At 65.4% G+C, this 15,266-nt stretch carries 12 protein-coding genes; 7 read left to right on the plus strand and 5 right to left on the minus strand.

What is annotated here, in order from left to right:
- From ACT4OC_RS19220 to ACT4OC_RS19230, 3 genes are all read left to right on the plus strand, one after another.
- Positions 1-849: ABC transporter ATP-binding protein (locus ACT4OC_RS19220; protein WP_444840612.1), on the plus strand; the 849-nt coding region annotated here is incomplete at its 5' end.
- Positions 849-1,610 carry an ABC transporter permease gene (locus tag ACT4OC_RS19225; protein ID WP_444840613.1) on the plus strand — a complete coding sequence of 254 codons (762 nt, stop codon included), beginning with the start codon at positions 849-851 and terminating at the stop codon, positions 1,608-1,610. The genes ACT4OC_RS19220 and ACT4OC_RS19225, both read left to right, overlap by 1 nt.
- 245 nt (positions 1,611-1,855) lie before the next feature.
- Positions 1,856-2,644, plus strand: a complete 789-nt coding sequence (locus ACT4OC_RS19230; protein ID WP_444840614.1) for a L,D-transpeptidase — start codon at positions 1,856-1,858, stop codon at positions 2,642-2,644.
- 316 nt (positions 2,645-2,960) lie between these two features.
- On the opposite strand, the gene ACT4OC_RS19235 is transcribed toward ACT4OC_RS19230, so the two are convergent.
- Complete coding sequence (locus ACT4OC_RS19235) at positions 2,961-5,243, minus strand: spermidine synthase (RefSeq protein ID WP_444840615.1); 2,283 nt, start codon at positions 5,241-5,243, stop codon at positions 2,961-2,963.
- 155 nt (positions 5,244-5,398) lie between these two features.
- Here ACT4OC_RS19235 and ACT4OC_RS19240 point away from each other — a divergent pair, with 155 nt between their 5' ends.
- Positions 5,399-7,003: a phytoene desaturase family protein gene (locus tag ACT4OC_RS19240; protein ID WP_444840616.1), complete on the plus strand. Its 1,605-nt coding sequence runs from the start codon at positions 5,399-5,401 to the stop codon at positions 7,001-7,003.
- Between the two features lie 59 nt (positions 7,004-7,062).
- On the opposite strand, the gene ACT4OC_RS19245 is transcribed toward ACT4OC_RS19240, so the two are convergent.
- Positions 7,063-7,215: a hypothetical protein gene (locus ACT4OC_RS19245; protein WP_444840617.1), complete on the minus strand. Its 153-nt coding sequence runs from the start codon at positions 7,213-7,215 to the stop codon at positions 7,063-7,065.
- A gap of 367 nt (positions 7,216-7,582) precedes the next feature.
- Here ACT4OC_RS19245 and ACT4OC_RS19250 point away from each other — a divergent pair, with 367 nt between their 5' ends.
- Positions 7,583-8,467 carry a 50S ribosomal protein L11 methyltransferase gene (locus ACT4OC_RS19250; protein WP_444840633.1) on the plus strand — a complete coding sequence of 295 codons (885 nt, stop codon included), beginning with the start codon at positions 7,583-7,585 and terminating at the stop codon, positions 8,465-8,467.
- Between the two features lie 119 nt (positions 8,468-8,586).
- Here ACT4OC_RS19250 and ACT4OC_RS19255 read toward each other — a convergent pair whose 3' ends face one another.
- Complete coding sequence (locus ACT4OC_RS19255; protein WP_444840618.1) at positions 8,587-8,760, minus strand: hypothetical protein; 174 nt, start codon at positions 8,758-8,760, stop codon at positions 8,587-8,589.
- A gap of 187 nt (positions 8,761-8,947) precedes the next feature.
- Between ACT4OC_RS19255 and ACT4OC_RS19260 the strand changes: the two genes are divergently transcribed.
- Entirely contained in the window at positions 8,948-10,777 is a 1,830-nt protein-coding gene (locus ACT4OC_RS19260) for an aminopeptidase P family protein (protein WP_444840619.1), read from the plus strand.
- A gap of 260 nt (positions 10,778-11,037) precedes the next feature.
- Positions 11,038-12,312 (plus strand): multidrug effflux MFS transporter, encoded by a 1,275-nt coding sequence (locus ACT4OC_RS19265; protein WP_444840620.1) that lies wholly within the window; start codon positions 11,038-11,040, stop codon positions 12,310-12,312.
- Positions 12,313-12,483: 171 nt separating this feature from the next.
- On the opposite strand, the gene ACT4OC_RS19270 is transcribed toward ACT4OC_RS19265, so the two are convergent.
- Positions 12,484-12,801, minus strand: coding sequence for an EthD family reductase (locus tag ACT4OC_RS19270; RefSeq protein ID WP_444840621.1), 318 nt, complete (start codon positions 12,799-12,801; stop codon positions 12,484-12,486).
- A gap of 143 nt (positions 12,802-12,944) precedes the next feature.
- Entirely contained in the window at positions 12,945-15,251 is a 2,307-nt protein-coding gene (gene ligA, locus ACT4OC_RS19275; RefSeq protein WP_444840622.1) for an NAD-dependent DNA ligase LigA, read from the minus strand.
- Positions 15,252-15,266: the final 15 nt, after the last annotated feature.

Genomic DNA, 15,266 nt, shown 5'->3' on the forward strand with positions numbered 1-15,266 from the left:
CTCGACATCGCCCGCGGCGAAATCTTCGCGCTGCTCGGGCCCAACGGCGCCGGCAAGACCACGCTGATCAGCACCATCTGCGGTATCGCCAATCCGACCTCGGGCAGCATCGCGGTCGGCGGCCATGACGTCGTCAAGGATTTCCGCGCGGCGCGCTCGATGATCGGGCTGGTTCCACAGGAACTCCACACCGATTCATTCGAGACAGTATGGGCCACCGTCAGCTTCAGCCGCGGCCTGTTCGGCAAGCCGAAGAACCCGGCGCATATCGAGAAGGTGCTGAAGGATCTTTCGCTGTGGGACAGGAAGGATTCCAAAATCATCACGCTGTCCGGCGGCATGAAGCGCCGCGTCATGATTGCGAAGGCGCTGTCGCACGAGCCGCAGATCCTCTTCCTCGACGAGCCGACCGCGGGCGTCGACGTCGAATTGCGCAAGGGCATGTGGGAGGTGGTGCGCACCTTGCAGGCCTCGGGCGTCACCATCATCCTGACCACGCATTACATCGAGGAAGCCGAGGAGATGGCCGACCGCATCGGCGTCATCAACAAGGGCGAGATCATCCTGGTCGAGGACAAGGCCGGGCTGATGCAGAAGCTCGGCAAGAAGCGGCTGACGCTGCAGCTGCAGCACAAGGTGGACGCGATCCCGCCGGCGCTGGCGCCGTACGATCTCCATTTGTCGGAGGACGGGCGCGAGATCACCTACGACTACGACACCAAGGGCGAGCGCACCGGCATCACCAGCCTGCTCAGCGATCTCCGCAGCGCCGGCGTCCGCATCAGCGATCTCGATACCGAACAGTCTTCGCTGGAAGACATCTTCGTCAGCCTGGTGAGGAAAGCGTGATGAACTGGCGAGCCGTCCAGGCCATCTACCTGTTCGAAATGGCGCGTACCTGGCGCACGCTGCTGCAGAGCGTCGTCTCGCCGGTGGTTTCCACCTCGCTCTATTTCGTGGTGTTCGGCGCCGCGATCGGCTCGCGCATCACCGAGGTCGAGGGCGTCAGCTACGGCACTTTCATCGTGCCCGGCCTCGTGATGCTGTCGGTGCTGACGCAGAGCATCGCCAACGCCTCGTTCGGCATCTATTTCCCGAAATTCGTCGGCACCATCTACGAGATCCTGTCGGCGCCGATCTCCTATTTCGAGATCGTGGTCGGCTATGTCGGGGCCGCCGCCACCAAGTCGATCATCCTCGGCCTGATCATCCTCGCCACCGCCGCCCTGTTCGTGCCGCTGCACATCCACCATCCCTGGTGGATGCTGGCGTTCCTGGTGCTGACTGCCGTCACCTTCAGCCTGTTCGGCTTCATCATCGGCATCTGGGCCGACGGATTCGAGAAGCTGCAGATGATCCCGATGCTGATCGTGACGCCGCTGACCTTCCTCGGCGGCAGCTTCTACTCCGTCAACATGCTGCCCTCGGGCTGGCGCACCATCACCCTGCTCAACCCGGTGGTCTATCTGATCTCGGGCTTCCGCTGGAGTTTTTACGAGATCGCCGACGTCAGCATCTGGCTGAGCCTCGGCATGACGCTGGCCTTCCTCGCCATCTGCATGGCGCTGGTGTGGTGGATATTCCGGACGGGGTACCGCCTCAAGAATTGACGCGCAGCGCGTCATGCCGGGGCGCGCCCGAAGGGAGCGAACCCGGAATCTCGAGATTCCGGGTTCGATGCTGTCGCATCGCCCCGGAATGACGACACAAACAACATGAACAACAACTCGCGAAAAAGTCAGCGCCGTTCATCAACGATCCGCCGCCGGATACTGGAACCAAAGGCGGATTCCGGGCATAGTGATTGCCGGGGGACGGAGAGCCGCGGCGGCATCAGCCGGGAGGCCAGAAGTACATGCGTTCCTTTCTCGTCGCTTTTGCCGGGTTGATGCTGATCGCCACCGGCGCTGAGGCCAAAGTCGCCATCACCGTCGACAAGGACAACCAGCAGATGACCGTCGCGATCGACGGCGTCGCGCGCTACCGCTGGCCGGTGTCCACGGGCATTCCCTCCTATGAGACGCCGAACGGCGCGTTCCGCACCTTCCGAATGGAGGCGGACCATTACTCCAAGGAATTCGACGATGCGCCGATGCCGCATTCGATCTTCTTCACCAAGATCGGCCACGCCATCCACGGCACGGATTCCGTGAGCCGCCTCGGCAGCCCCGCCTCGCACGGCTGCGTGCGACTGTCGCGCGCCAATGCCGCGACGCTCTATGCGCTGGTGCAGGAGCACGGCGTGCTCACCACCACGGTGACGCTGACCGGTTCCTCGCAGGTGGCACTGGCCCGCAACCCGCGCGGCCGCGCCACCACGGCCGTGGCCCGCCGCGCGCCGATCGAACAGGATCAGCAATACGACAACGCCGGCGATCCCGTCGTGATCACGCCGCAGCCCGGCTACGCGCCGCAAAACGGCTACGCGCCGCAGCCGCGCCGCGACGACGGCTACATCTATCCCGCCGACGGCAGCTCCCGCGACCAAATCTATCCGGCGCCGCGCGCCCAGCTGTACCCGCCGCAACAGCAATACTATTACGACCGCGGCTATGCGCCGGCGCCGCAGGGTTACTACTACTACCAGCAGCAGCCGCGACCGTACTACCCGCCGCAGCGCGGCTACTACGTCTATCAGGACTGACGCGTCTTCGCGCGTCGACCTCTTCCCGCACGCGGTGGGCAACCGCGTATGCAGATTACTTTCATCGGCCTGACCGCCACAAACTCGTCATGCCCGGGCTTGCCGCCTTCGCTGAAGCTTCGGCGGGCCGGGCGAATTCGTGGCCCCGGCGGAGCCTTGGCGGAGACGGGTCCCGGGCATCCACGTTCTTTGTGCCGGAGGAAAGGTCGTGGATGGCCGGGACAAGGCCCGGGCATGACGATGTGGAAACGCCCGTGCAAAAGCGGACCAGCGCCATGCGATTGCCGTGCCGCAAGCGGGGCGAGGCAGGACGCCGCTACTGCTCGCCGTCGCGCATGCGGCGCCACAGCGCGCCGACGATGTTGGAGTAATCGTCGGTCCAGACCCGCTGGTGGTCCTCCGCTTCGGTCAGCGTCCACTTGTCGGACGAAGCGAGGTTGCCGACGTCGGCCTCCTCGCGCGCCGAGACCACGACCGTGGTGGAGAAGATGTACTCGGCGTCCCGCCCGGTGTCCTCGCTATAGACCCAGCTCTTGAGATCGTTGGCGTCGGCGATGCCGACGACGACGCTCTCGAGCTCGAGGTGCCGGTTGGAGATATGCATCACCACGGCGCCATGCGGCGCCAGCTTGTCCTTGTAGATCTCCATCGCCTCCTCGGTGGCGAGATGGATCGGGATCGCGTCGGAGGAATAGGCGTCGACGATGATGACGTCATAGGCGCCGTTCGGCTCCTTCGCGAAGGTCAGCCGGGCGTCGCCGATCACGGGCTTGAGGTCCGGCTCGCATTTCGAGATGTAAGTGAAGTATTTCGGGTCGCGGGCGCTGTCGACCATGGTCTGGTCGATCTCGAAGAACTTCCAGTCCTCGCCCGGCTCGGAGGCGCAGGTCAGCGAGCCCGAGCCGAGCCCGATCACCGCGACCTTCAGCGGCGCCCCCTTGCGCTCGCGCATCGCCGTGATGGCCTGGCCGATGCCGCCGTCCCTGTGGTAGTAGGTGATCGGCTCCGGCCGTCCCGTCACCGGCGAGCCGTCGTCGTTCCTGAATTTCTCGGCGCCGTGGATGGTCGTGCCGTGCATCAGCACGTGGTACTGGCCGTTCGGCGTCACCACGATCTTGTGCACGCCGAAGAAGCTGCGCACAGTCTCGACCCGCCCCGCATCGGTCGGATAGGCGCGCAGCAGCACCAGCGCCACGGCAACGGTGGCGAATATCTTCCAGCGATTGCCGTTGAGCGCGAGCGCCATCGCCGCCGCGAGCACGCCGACGCCGCCGATCATCCAGGGACGGTGCCCGTCGAGCCAGTTGAAGACCTGGCCGGCAGAGTATGCCGGCAGGATCAGCGCCACGGCGATGGCGGCGAGCAGCGCCCAATACCATTGCGCGAGCCGCGGCAGGCGCTCGGGGACCGCCGGCCGGCACAGCGTCGCCAGCGCCAGCAGGATCGGGTACTCCGCGATCCAGGAGAAGGCGTATGGCGCGATGAGCCCTGCGAACAATCCGCCGACCATGCCGCCGAACGACAGCGCGACATAGAAGCCGGTGAGATATTTCGCGGCGGGCCGCGTGCGCGCCAGCTCGCCATGGCAGGCCATCGCGATCAGGAAGAAAAACAGTTGGTGTCCGCCGAGCGTCAGCAGCAGATTCTGCTCGCCGCCGACCGCCAGCAGGATCACCACGCCCGCGACCGCCAGCGGTTGCAACAACAGCATCAGCCAGTGCGGCAGCAGCGGCCGCGACTGGAACACCAGCACCCAGGTGAGCAGATAGAGCGACAGCGGCAGCACCCAGAGCAGCGGCGCTGCGGCGACGTCGGTGGAAATATGCGCGGTCACCGCGATCAGCAGGCCCGAGGGCACCGCCGCCAGGAAAATCCAGCGTGCACGCAGCGACCACGACGGCGCCGGCGCGTCGACGTCGGCGGCCGGCAGGTTCAGCGCCGCGGCATTGGCAGGCGACTTCAGCAGCAGCACGCCGCAGCCTGCGATCAGCAGGATCAAGAGGCCATAGCCGCCGGTCCAGATCAGGTTCTGGGTGCGCAGCGTAAACATCGGCTCCAGCAGCACCGGATAGGACAGCAGCGCCAGGAAGCTGCCGATGTTGGACGAGGCGTAGAGAAAATACGGGTCCGGTCCGTTGGGATGGCCGGTGCGCACGAACCAGGCCTGCAGCAGCGGGTTGTTGGCGGCGAGCGCGAAGAATGGCAAGCCGATCGAGACGGAGAACAACCCGAGCAGCCAGAACGCATATCCTGACATGGGCGGCTCGCCCCAGCCGGAGCGGATCGCCAGCGGCAGGGTCAGCATGGCGGCGACCAGCAGCAGCAGATGCACCAGGACGGGAACGACGCGGTTGCCCGCCTTGGTCAGGTAGTGCGCATAGGCATAGCCCGCGAGCAGCAGCGACTGGAAGAACACCATCGCCACCGACCACACCGCCGGCGAGCCGCCGAGCCGCGGCAGCACCATCTTGGTGAACAGCGGCTGCACCGAGAACAGCAGCAGCGCGCTGACGAAAATCGCCAGCGTGTAGACCGCGAGGATCAGCCGGTTCCGCGAAATGGCGGCTTGATCCGTGAGGGACGGTGCAGCAACGGTCATGGAGGCTCCGGCAAAGCCCGGCAGGGGACGGCACTTCCGGCAGGGGGTCGCCAGAGACGCCGAATTGAGCATATGGCAACATCAGGGGCAAGAAACCTTGACGGAACGCGCAATGGGCGCGAAGCAGCGCATAATCAATCCTTCTTGAAGCGAACATGAACGAAACGGACGTCGTCATCATCGGTGCGGGGCATAACGGCCTCACCTGCGCGGCCTATCTGGCGATGGCCGGCCTCAAGGTGAAGGTGGTCGACCGCCGCAAGGTGGTCGGCGGCGCCGCCGTGACGGAAGAGTTTCATCCCGGCTTCCGCAATTCGGTCGCGGCCTACACCGTGAGCCTGCTCAATCCGCGGGTCATTGCCGATCTGCGGCTGGCCGATCACGGGTTGAGGATCGTCGAGCGCCGCGCGCAGAACTTCCTGCCTGCGCCCGACGGCAGCTATCTCCTCACCGGCGAGGGCCGCACGCGTGCATCGGTCGCGAAGCTCAGCGAACGCGATGCGGCGCGTATCGACTCGTTCTCGCGCGAGCTGGAGGACATCGCCGACGTGCTGCGTCAGCTGGTGCTGCGCGCACCGCCCAACCTGGTCGAGGCTTTCGGCCTCGCCGCGATCCACGAAGCCTTCAACGCCGTCGGCACCGGCAACATCCTGCGAAAGCTGACTCTGGAGCAACAGCGGAGCCTGCTCGATCTCTTCACCCGCTCGGCCGGCGAGATGCTCGACGAGCGGTTCGAGAGCGACCTCGTCAAGGCGTTGTTCGGCTTCGACGCCATCGTCGGCAACTACGCGAGCCCCTATGCCGCGGGGTCGGCTTACGTGATGCTGCACCATGCCTTCGGCGAGGTGAACGGCAAGAAGGGCGTCTGGGGCCATGCCATCGGCGGCATGGGCGCGATCGGCCTTGCGATGGCGCGAGCGGCGCAAAAGCACGGCGCCGAGATCGAGACCGATGCCGGCGTGCGCGAGGTGATCGTCGAGAACGGCCGCGCCGTAGGCGTCATCCTCGACGATGGCGAGACGATCCGCGCCAGGTATGTCGTTTCCAACGTCAATCCAAAACTGCTGTACACGCGGCTGGTGCCGGCGGAGGCGCTGCCGACGCCCTTCCTCGACCGCATCGCGCGCTGGCGCAACGGCTCCGGCACCTTCCGCATGAACGTCGCGCTCAGCGCCCTGCCCTCGTTCACCGCGCTGCCGGGCGAAGGCGACCACCTCACCGCCGGCATCATCCTGGCGCCGTCGCTCGGCTACATGGATCGCGCCTGGCTCGACGCCCGCGAACATGGCTGGAGCCGCGAGCCCGTGGTCGAGGTGCTGATCCCCTCCACGCTCGACGATACGCTGGCGCCTGCGGGCCAGCATGTTGCGAGCCTGTTCTGCCAGCATGTCGCGCCGGAATTGCCGGATGGCAAATCCTGGGACGACCATCGCGAGCAGGTCGCCGATCTCATGATCGCGACCGTCGACCGCTACGCACCGGGCTTTGCGGCGAGCGTGATCGGCCGGCAGGTGCTGTCGCCGCTCGACCTCGAGCGGCAGTTCGGCCTGCTCGGCGGCGACATTTTTCATGGCGCGCTGACGCTGAACCAGCTGTTCTCGGCGCGGCCGATGCTCGGGCATGCCGATTACCGCGGCCCGTTGAGGGGGCTCTATCACTGCGGCTCCGGCGCCCATCCCGGCGGCGGCGTCACCGGCGCGCCCGGCCACAATGCGGCGCGCGTGATCCTTGCCGACCATCGCGCGCTGTTCGCCAAATAGAAAACGGCCCGCCCGGCCCTTACTGGGCCAGGCGGGCCGCCATTGTTTGTGCGTCCGGCTTAGACGGCGTCGAACGCTTCCACCGGAAGCGAGCGCGTGTCCGACATCAGCGCCGACGGCGAGATGGTCGCGGTGCGCTCTTCGGCCGACGGATAGCTGACATAGGCGCCCAGTGCGAGCATGACAGCGAGCGCGGCAGCGATCTTCTTCATTTGATTCCCCCCTTTATTTTTTTGGTGCAGCCATCCTCGCGCACGGCGCTTAATGCGCGGTTCCATCGCGCAGGCGATCTGATGGCGGGGTGAATCGGCGATGAATTTACGAAGGTGTTAACCAGGGGCGGGCTGTGAGATGCGGGCACAGGGCTGTGGAAAACTGCGGGATAAGCTGTGGAAGGACCAGTGGGAATGTGTCGCTGCCCATTCACATTGCTCGACTTTTTCGGCCCGATTGGCCTGTCAGGGCCGCGCTGCCCGCACGGTGAAAAAGCTGTGAAAATCCCCCGCACGCGATGGTGAGAAGCCTGTAAACAAGACCTGCATTTCCTCTCCGTTAGCTGTGGACCGCTTCCCGATGACCATTACCCCCTCCACCCACTGCGCCAGCTTCGCCATCGGCGATGAGCAAGCGGCGAAGCGCGTCGTTGATGTCCTCACGGAGGTCTTCTTCGACGGCGAGGCCGCGGTGGCGGCGTTCGAGCGGCCGGACGGGCGCTGGGACGTCACGGTGCATTTTGCCGAGGCGCCGGACCAGGCGCTGCTGCGCGAACTCGTGACCAATGCGGCTAGCAGCGAGATTGCGAGCACACTCGCCTTCGACACCGTGGAAGCCAGAGACTGGGTCAAGGCGAGCCTCGAGGATCTCGTGCCGGTGCCGGCCGGACGCTTCGTCGTGCATGGCGCGCATGACAGGGAGCGCGTAGCCGTCAACAAGCTCGCGATCGAGATCGAGGCGGCGCTGGCGTTCGGCACCGGGCATCACGGCACCACGCGGGGCTGCCTGCTGCTGCTCGACCATGTGCTGAAGGCATATCGGCCGCGGCGCCTGCTCGATCTCGGCACCGGCACCGGCGTGCTGGGCATTGCGGCGGCCAAGGCCTTGAAGATCGGCGTGCTCGCCGGCGACATCGATGCCCCTTCGGTGCAGGTGGCGCGGGAGAATGCGCGGCTGAACGAGACCGGCCAGCTCGTGCAGACAGTGCGCGCGGTCGGCTTCTCGGCGCCGGCATTCGCGCGAGCCGCGCCGTTCGACCTGGTGCTGGCGAATATCCTCGCCAATCCGCTGCGGCAGCTGGCGGGGCCGATGGCGCGGCATCTAGCACCGGGGGCGCTGGTGATCCTGTCCGGCCTGCTGACGCATCAGGCACCCGCGGTGATCGCCGCCTATCGCGCCCGCGGCCTGGTGCCGCTACGGCATTTGCGGATCGAGGGCTGGAGCAGTTTGTTGCTGCGGAAGGTAAGCTAGGCAGGCCGTCATTCCGGGGCGGCTCGAAGAGCCGAACTATGGAGCGCACTTGCGCTCCTGAGAATCTCGAGAGTCCGGGTTCGATGCTGCGCATCGCCCCGGAATGACGGGAAAGCGACCTACATTTTCTTCTTTTGCTTGGCGCGGGAGACGGCGCCCTTCTGTTTCCTGACCCGGGCTTCGACGAAGCGGTCCAGGATCTGGACGATGACGCCGCGCTTCTTGACCACGATGGGTGCGATCGGGCCACGGTTTGCGGGCGGCGAAATCTTCTCAAAACTGAAGGCTGGCATGGTGTATCCCCTCGCCGTTGAGTTGAGACACTCCTCGAAGTCTCCCGGTCATCATCCGAACGAACTGGCTTGCAGACCGCTCGATCCCGTCTAACGCAGGGTCAAAATTCAAGCATAACTCGTGCCATGTTAAGGAGAATTCGGCCGCGTTGCCGTACCCTCCTCACGCATCTAAAATGTGACCGCAATGTTCGAAGCCCATTTCCAGACGTTCGAGGAACCCGAGAGCGGCGTGGCGCTGACCGCGCGGCTCTCCGCCTTCCGCGAGGAGCTGGCCCGGCGGAAACTGACGGGATTCGTCGTTCCCCGCGCCGATCAGCAGCAAAACGAGTACGTCGCCCCTTCCGAGGAGCGGCTGGCCTGGCTGACCGGCTTCACCGGCTCGGCGGGCCTCGCCATCGTGCTGGCCAGGGAAGCCGCCGTCTTCGTCGACGGCCGCTACACCCTGCAGGCGGGAAAACAGATCGACCGCAAGGCCTGGCATGTCGAGCCGCTGGTCGATCCGACGCCGGAACACTGGCTGGGCCGGCACCTTGCCAGGGGCGACCGCCTCGGATTTGACCCCTGGCTGCACACTTCTGCGGCAGCCGAGCGCCTCGCTGGCGCCTGCACCAAGGCCGGGGCGGAGCTGGTCGCGGTCGACACCAACCCGGTCGATGCGATCTGGCACGAGCGTCCGGCGCCGCCGCTCGGCCCGGTCTCGATCCAGGGCCTGCAATTTTCCGGCGAGCTCGAAGCCGAAAAGCTGAAGCGCATCCGGATCGAGCTCAACAGGCTCGGCGTCGAGGCGCTGGTGCTGTCGGATTCCCACGGCGTCGCCTGGACCTTCAACATCCGCGGCGCCGACGTCTCGCATACGCCGCTGCCGCTGTCCTACGCGCTGGTGCCCCGGGAAGGCCGGCCGACGGTGTTCATCGATCACCGCAAACTCTCCAATTCCGCGCGCGACCATCTCGAGCAGTCCGCCGACGTCGAGGAGCCGGACAAGCTCGCGCCGAAGCTTACCGAACTCGCCAAACGCGGCGCCTCGATCGCGCTCGACAGCGCCACCGCAGCCGACGCGCTGAGCCGCCTGATCAAGGTCGCCGGCGGCAAGGCGGTGCCCGGCAACGATCCCGTGAGCCTCCTGAAGGCCGTTAAGAACATCACGGAGATCGAGGGCACCCGCACCGCGCATCACCGCGACGCGGTGGCGCTGACGCGCTTTCTCGCCTGGGTCGACCGCGAGGCGCCCTCGGGCGCGCTGACCGAGATCGACGCCGTCGAGGCGCTGGAGACTTTTCGCCGCCGCACGGGCGCGCTGAAGGACGTCTCCTTCCCCACCATTTCCGGCACCGGTCCGAACGGCGCCATCGTGCACTACCGCGTCACACGCAAGAGCAACCGGCGCATCGCGCCCGGCGATCTGCTGCTGATCGATTCCGGCGCGCAGTACCAGGACGGCACCACCGACGTCACCCGCACCGTCGCGATCGGCGAGCCGACCGACGAGATGCGCGACCGCTTCACCCGCGTGCTGCGCGGGCACATCGCGATCGCGCGCGCGGTGTTCCCGGACGGCACCACCGGCGCGCAGCTCGATTCCTTCGCGCGGCAATACCTCTGGCAGGCCGGGCTCGATTTCGAGCACGGCACCGGCCACGGCGTCGGCAGCTATCTTTCGGTGCACGAGGGGCCGGCGCGGATCTCCAAGCTCGGCACCACGCCGCTGAAGCGCGGCATGATCCTCTCCAACGAGCCCGGCTATTACAAAGCCGACGCCTACGGCATCCGCATCGAAAATCTCGTGCTCGTCGTCGGCGCCGACATCAAGGGCTCGGAGAAGCCGGTCAACGCCTTCGAGACGCTGACCTTCGCACCGATCGACCGCCGGCTGATCGAGGTGAAGATGCTGGACGCGGCCGAGCTGAATTGGCTCAACGAGTATCATGCGAAAGTCGCGACGATCGTGCGCCCGCAACTCGACGACGTCGCCACCAAGCTGTGGCTGGACAATGCCACGGCGGAGTTGAAGTGAGCCACCGCTGTCGTCCCGGCGAAAGCCGGGACCCATAACCCCAAATGCGCGTGGTTATGCTAGGCTGGAGCTCCAGCGTATTTCAACAATCGACATCGGTGGTTATGGGTCCCGGCTTTCGCCGGGACGACATCTCGTTTGCGGAAATGCCGAGTCACCTCACCCGCGTCCCGAAATCCACATGGCGGCATGCCGAAACGGGCGTATTCGCGCGGCGGCATCCGGTTACATTCGGACTCCACGCCAACGGACCGCTTTGCATGCATGGCCTGATGGGCAAGCCGCCCGGCGCGGCCACGGACAGGCACGATCCGACGACATCGCGGCTGATGCTGCTGATGCTCGTCGCGATGACGGGCGTCGCGCCGATCTCGCTGTACATGCTGGTGCCGGCGCTGCCGGTGCTGGCCGCCACGTTCAAGAGTGACATCCAGGTCGCGCAGATGACCGTGTCGCTCTACATGGTCGGCATCGCCTGCTCGCAGCTGACCATGGGGCCGCTGTCCGACAAGTTCGGCCGCCGCCCGGTGCTGCTGGCCGGGCTCGCGCTGATGGTGGCGGCCAGCCTCGGCGCCTCGCTGGCACAGACCATGCCGCAGCTGATCGCCGCGCGCTTCCTGCAAGCGCTGGGCGGCGCCTCCGGCATGGTGATCAGCCGCGCCATCATCCGCGACCTCTACAGCCGCGACCGCGTCGGCGCCATGATCAGCCTCGTCATCGCGGTCATGATGGTGGCGCAGATGCTGAGCGCGCTCGCCGGCGGCCTCCTCGAGACCAGCTTCGGCTGGCGCGCGATCTTCTGGTTCATCACCGCGTCCTCGCTCGGCGTCACCGTCCTGATCGCGATCGCGCTGCCGGAGACGCGGCGGGCGCGAGCCGAAAGCGGCGGCTTCCGCGGCGATATCGGCTCGCTGCTCGGCAATCGCGCCTTCGTCGGCTACATGCTCTGCCAGGTGCTGGCCTCGCAGATCATCTTCGTGTTCGCCGGCGGCGGGCCGTACATCGTGGTGACACAGATGGGGCGCACCACCGCCGAATACGGCGCCTGGTTCGCGGCCACCGGCTTCGCGTTCCTGCTCGGCAATCTGCTCTGCGTGCGCTTTGCGCCGCGCCACCAGCTCGAGAAGCTGATCTGGTTCGGCCTCGCCCTGCAGCTTGGCGGCAGCCTTCTCAACCTGGGCTGGAGCTTCGCCGGCATCAACCAGGCCCCAAGCTGGCTGTTCGGTACCCAGATGATCGTGATGGCGGCAAACGCCTTCGTGATGTCCAATTCCGCGGCCGGCGCCATCAGCGTGCGCCCCGAAGCCGCCGGCACCGCCTCCGGCGCGATGGGCTTCCTGCAGCAGGGCGTCGGCGCGCTGGTCTCGCAGCTCGGCGCCTGGCTCGGCGGCCATTCGACCACCACGCTGCCGCTGACGGCGGCGATCTTCGCGCTTTCGGTCGCGTGTGCCTGCGCGATGCTCTTCCTGGTGCCGCGGCGGGGTGTGGCGGTGAGCGAGGAGGTGGTCGAGAAGGCAGAGGGGGAGCGGAGGTGATGTGAGGCATTGCGGCCTCCCCACCCCCAATTGTCATCGCCCGCGCATGCGGGGGATCCGGTACGCCGCGGCTTCTCGGCCTATCGCTGACGCCTCTGGGATACTGGATCGCCCGCATGCGCGGGCGACGACAGTCGTGTGAAGCGCCAAGACCGCAGTTTGCCAATCAGCTCACTTCTCCACGACGACTTCACTGATCTGCATCACCGGGGCGATGTCGGTGTAGTTCTTGATGTCGCCCATGATCTCCTTGACGTGCGGGCCGAAAGCCTTCTGGAACCCTTCGACGGAGTCGGCGAAGATATGGCACATGCCGACATAGGTCGCAGGCGCGCCCGGCGCGCCGCCGGCCAGACCCTTGTCGATGGTGTAGTACTTGCAAGCGTCGCCCATGCGGGACTTGATCAGCGGCATGTGCTTTTCCCGGTAGTAGTCGTGGTCGAAACGCGCGCCGGGATTGTTGGGGTACATTACGCTCACCTTGATCATGGCTTTCCTCCTTGTTGAAGTCTTTGTAGGTGGCATCTCTCCACTCGTCATGCCCGGGCTGGTCCCGGGCATCCACGACTTTCTGTCGTTCGGCAGCAAAGACGTGGATGGCCGGGACAAGCCCGGCCATGACGAAGAAAAAATCACTCCCCGATCAGCTTCAGCCACTCGTCCTCGGTCAGCACGGTGACGCCGTGCTTCTTGGCTTCCGCCAGCTTCGAGCCGGCGCCGGGACCGGCAACGACGTAGTCGGTCTTCTTCGACACGGAGCCCGCGGCCTTGGCGCCCAACCGTTCGGCGGTGGCTTTGGCTTCGTCGCGCGTCATCTTCTCCAGCGAGCCGGTGAATACCACGGTCTTGCCGGCCACCTTGGAGTTGCTCTTCGGTTTCTCGGCGTCGACGATCTCGTCGAGCTCCTTCACCAGCCGGTCGACGATGCCGCGGTTGTGGCCTTCGCCGAAATAGGCCGCGACGCTTTGAATCACGGTGTCCCCGATCTGGTCGAGCGCGTCCATCTCCGCGATCGCCTCCTCGTCGCCCTTGGCGACCTTGAGGCAGGCGTCGTGGAAGGTCTCCCAGGAGCCGTAACCGCGCGCCAGCGCCAGCGCCGTGGTCTCGCCGACATGGCGCATGCCCAGCGCGAAGATGAAGCGCTCCAGCGCGATGCGGCGGCGGCTGTCGATCGAGGCGAAGAGATTGCGCACCGAAGTCTCGCCGTAGCCTTCGATCTCCTCGAGCTTCAGCCTGTTGTTGCGCTTCGGCAGCGTAAAGATATCGGCGGGCTCCTTCACCCAGCCTTCGTCGAAGAAATATTGCAGCTGCTTTTCACCGAGGCCGTCGATGTCGAACGCCCGCCGCGACACGAACAGCTTCAGGTGCTCGATCTTCTGGTAGGGACAGGCGAACTCGCCGGTACAGCGGGCGCGCGAGCCTTCCTCGCCGGTTGCGGTCTCCTCGCGCACCACGTCGGTGTGCAGCGGGCACGGGCATTTCTTCGGAAAGTGGAATTCCCTGGCGCCCTTCGGCCGCTTGTCGATGACGACATCGACCACCTGCGGAATGACGTCGCCGGCGCGCTGGATCACGACGGTGTCGCCGATCCTGATGTCGCGGCCCTCGCGCAGCACCTCGCCCTTGTTGCCGACGCCCTTGATGTAATCCTCGTTGTGCAGCGTGACGTTCTGCACGATGACGCCGCCGACGCCAACCGGCTCCAGCTTACCGACCGGCGTGAACGAGCCGGTGCGGCCGACCTGGATCTCGATGTCGCGCAGGATGGTGGTGGCGCGCTCGGCGGGGAATTTGTGCGCGATGCCCCAGCGCGGCGTGCGCGACACGAAGCCGAGCCGCTCCTGCCAGTCGATGCGGTCGACCTTGTAGACGACGCCGTCGATGTCGTAGTCGAGGCGAGCGCGCTGCTCCTCGATCTTGCGGTGGAAGTCGATCAGCTGATCGAGCGAGTGACACAGCTTGGTCAGCGGATTGGTCTTGAAGCCGCAGCGCTCGAACCAGTGGATCATGCCGGTTTGCGTCGCCTCCGGCATCGCGCTCATCTCGCCCCAGGCATAGGCGAAGAAGCCGAGCGGACGCGAAGCTGTGATCGTCGGGTCCTTCTGGCGCAACGAGCCCGCGGCTGAATTGCGCGGATTGGCGAAGATGGTGTCGCCGGCTGCCTTCTGCCGCTCGTTGAGCGCCAGAAACGCGTGCTTGGTCATGTAGACCTCGCCGCGCACCTCGCAGATGTCGGGGATGTTGCGGCCTTTCAGCTTCTGCGGCACGTCCTCCAGCGTGCGGATATTGGCGGTGACGTCCTCGCCTTCCGCACCGTCACCGCGCGTCGCCGCGGTAACGAGCTCGCCGCCCTCGTAACGCAGCGACATCGAGAGCCCGTCGATCTTGGGCTCGGCGGAGAAATCGATCTTGTCGTCCGGCAGCTTCAGGAAGCGTGAGATGCGGCCGACGAAGTCGCGCACGTCGTCCTCGGCAAAGGCGTTGTCGAGCGACAGCATCGGCAGCGCATGACGGACTTTTCGGAAGCGCCCGGACGGCTTTGCCCCAATCGCATCAATACGCTTTAGGTAGGAAGACCAGAGCTTTTTTTGTGCCAGTGCTGACCGCAGTAACTTGGCCAACACATCATATTCGGCATCAGTGATAATGGGCGCATCGCGGTTATAGTAGTGTTCATTCGCCCGTTCGAGCTGCTCAGTATAGGCTCGAAGCATTCCATCGATCACATTGGCGAAATCTTTTGGTAGGTCGGAAAGTATCTCACGCCTTTTTTCGTTTGGAAATTTTTCGATCCGTTCATGGAACGAATAGACTTCGTCAAAATGTTCGTCGCTAAGCGCCCGCAAGGCGGAAACTAGCTGCGCTTTGTGTGTATTTGGATACACAAGCAGCCAATCGTCTGCGACCTGATTAACCTTTGCGGGTTTGTTCTTTCTCATTTTGTTTCCAGCCAG

It is taken from the genome of Bradyrhizobium sp. (genome assembly GCF_052389815.1).
GTDB lineage: Bacteria > Pseudomonadota > Alphaproteobacteria > Rhizobiales > Xanthobacteraceae > Bradyrhizobium.

Coding starts and splice junctions, on each gene's coding strand:
- ACT4OC_RS19225 (WP_444840613.1), top strand. CDS start 849: ATGAACTGGCGAGCCGTCCAGGCCATCTACCTGTTCGAAATGGCGCGT.
- ACT4OC_RS19230 (WP_444840614.1), top strand. CDS start 1,856: ATGCGTTCCTTTCTCGTCGCTTTTGCCGGGTTGATGCTGATCGCCACC.
- ACT4OC_RS19235 (WP_444840615.1), bottom strand. CDS start 5,243: ATGACCGTTGCTGCACCGTCCCTCACGGATCAAGCCGCCATTTCGCGG.
- ACT4OC_RS19240 (WP_444840616.1), top strand. CDS start 5,399: ATGAACGAAACGGACGTCGTCATCATCGGTGCGGGGCATAACGGCCTC.
- ACT4OC_RS19245 (WP_444840617.1), bottom strand. CDS start 7,215: ATGAAGAAGATCGCTGCCGCGCTCGCTGTCATGCTCGCACTGGGCGCC.
- ACT4OC_RS19255 (WP_444840618.1), bottom strand. CDS start 8,760: ATGCCAGCCTTCAGTTTTGAGAAGATTTCGCCGCCCGCAAACCGTGGC.
- ACT4OC_RS19260 (WP_444840619.1), top strand. CDS start 8,948: ATGTTCGAAGCCCATTTCCAGACGTTCGAGGAACCCGAGAGCGGCGTG.
- ACT4OC_RS19265 (WP_444840620.1), top strand. CDS start 11,038: ATGCATGGCCTGATGGGCAAGCCGCCCGGCGCGGCCACGGACAGGCAC.
- ACT4OC_RS19270 (WP_444840621.1), bottom strand. CDS start 12,801: ATGATCAAGGTGAGCGTAATGTACCCCAACAATCCCGGCGCGCGTTTC.
- ligA (WP_444840622.1), bottom strand. CDS start 15,251: ATGAGAAAGAACAAACCCGCAAAGGTTAATCAGGTCGCAGACGATTGG.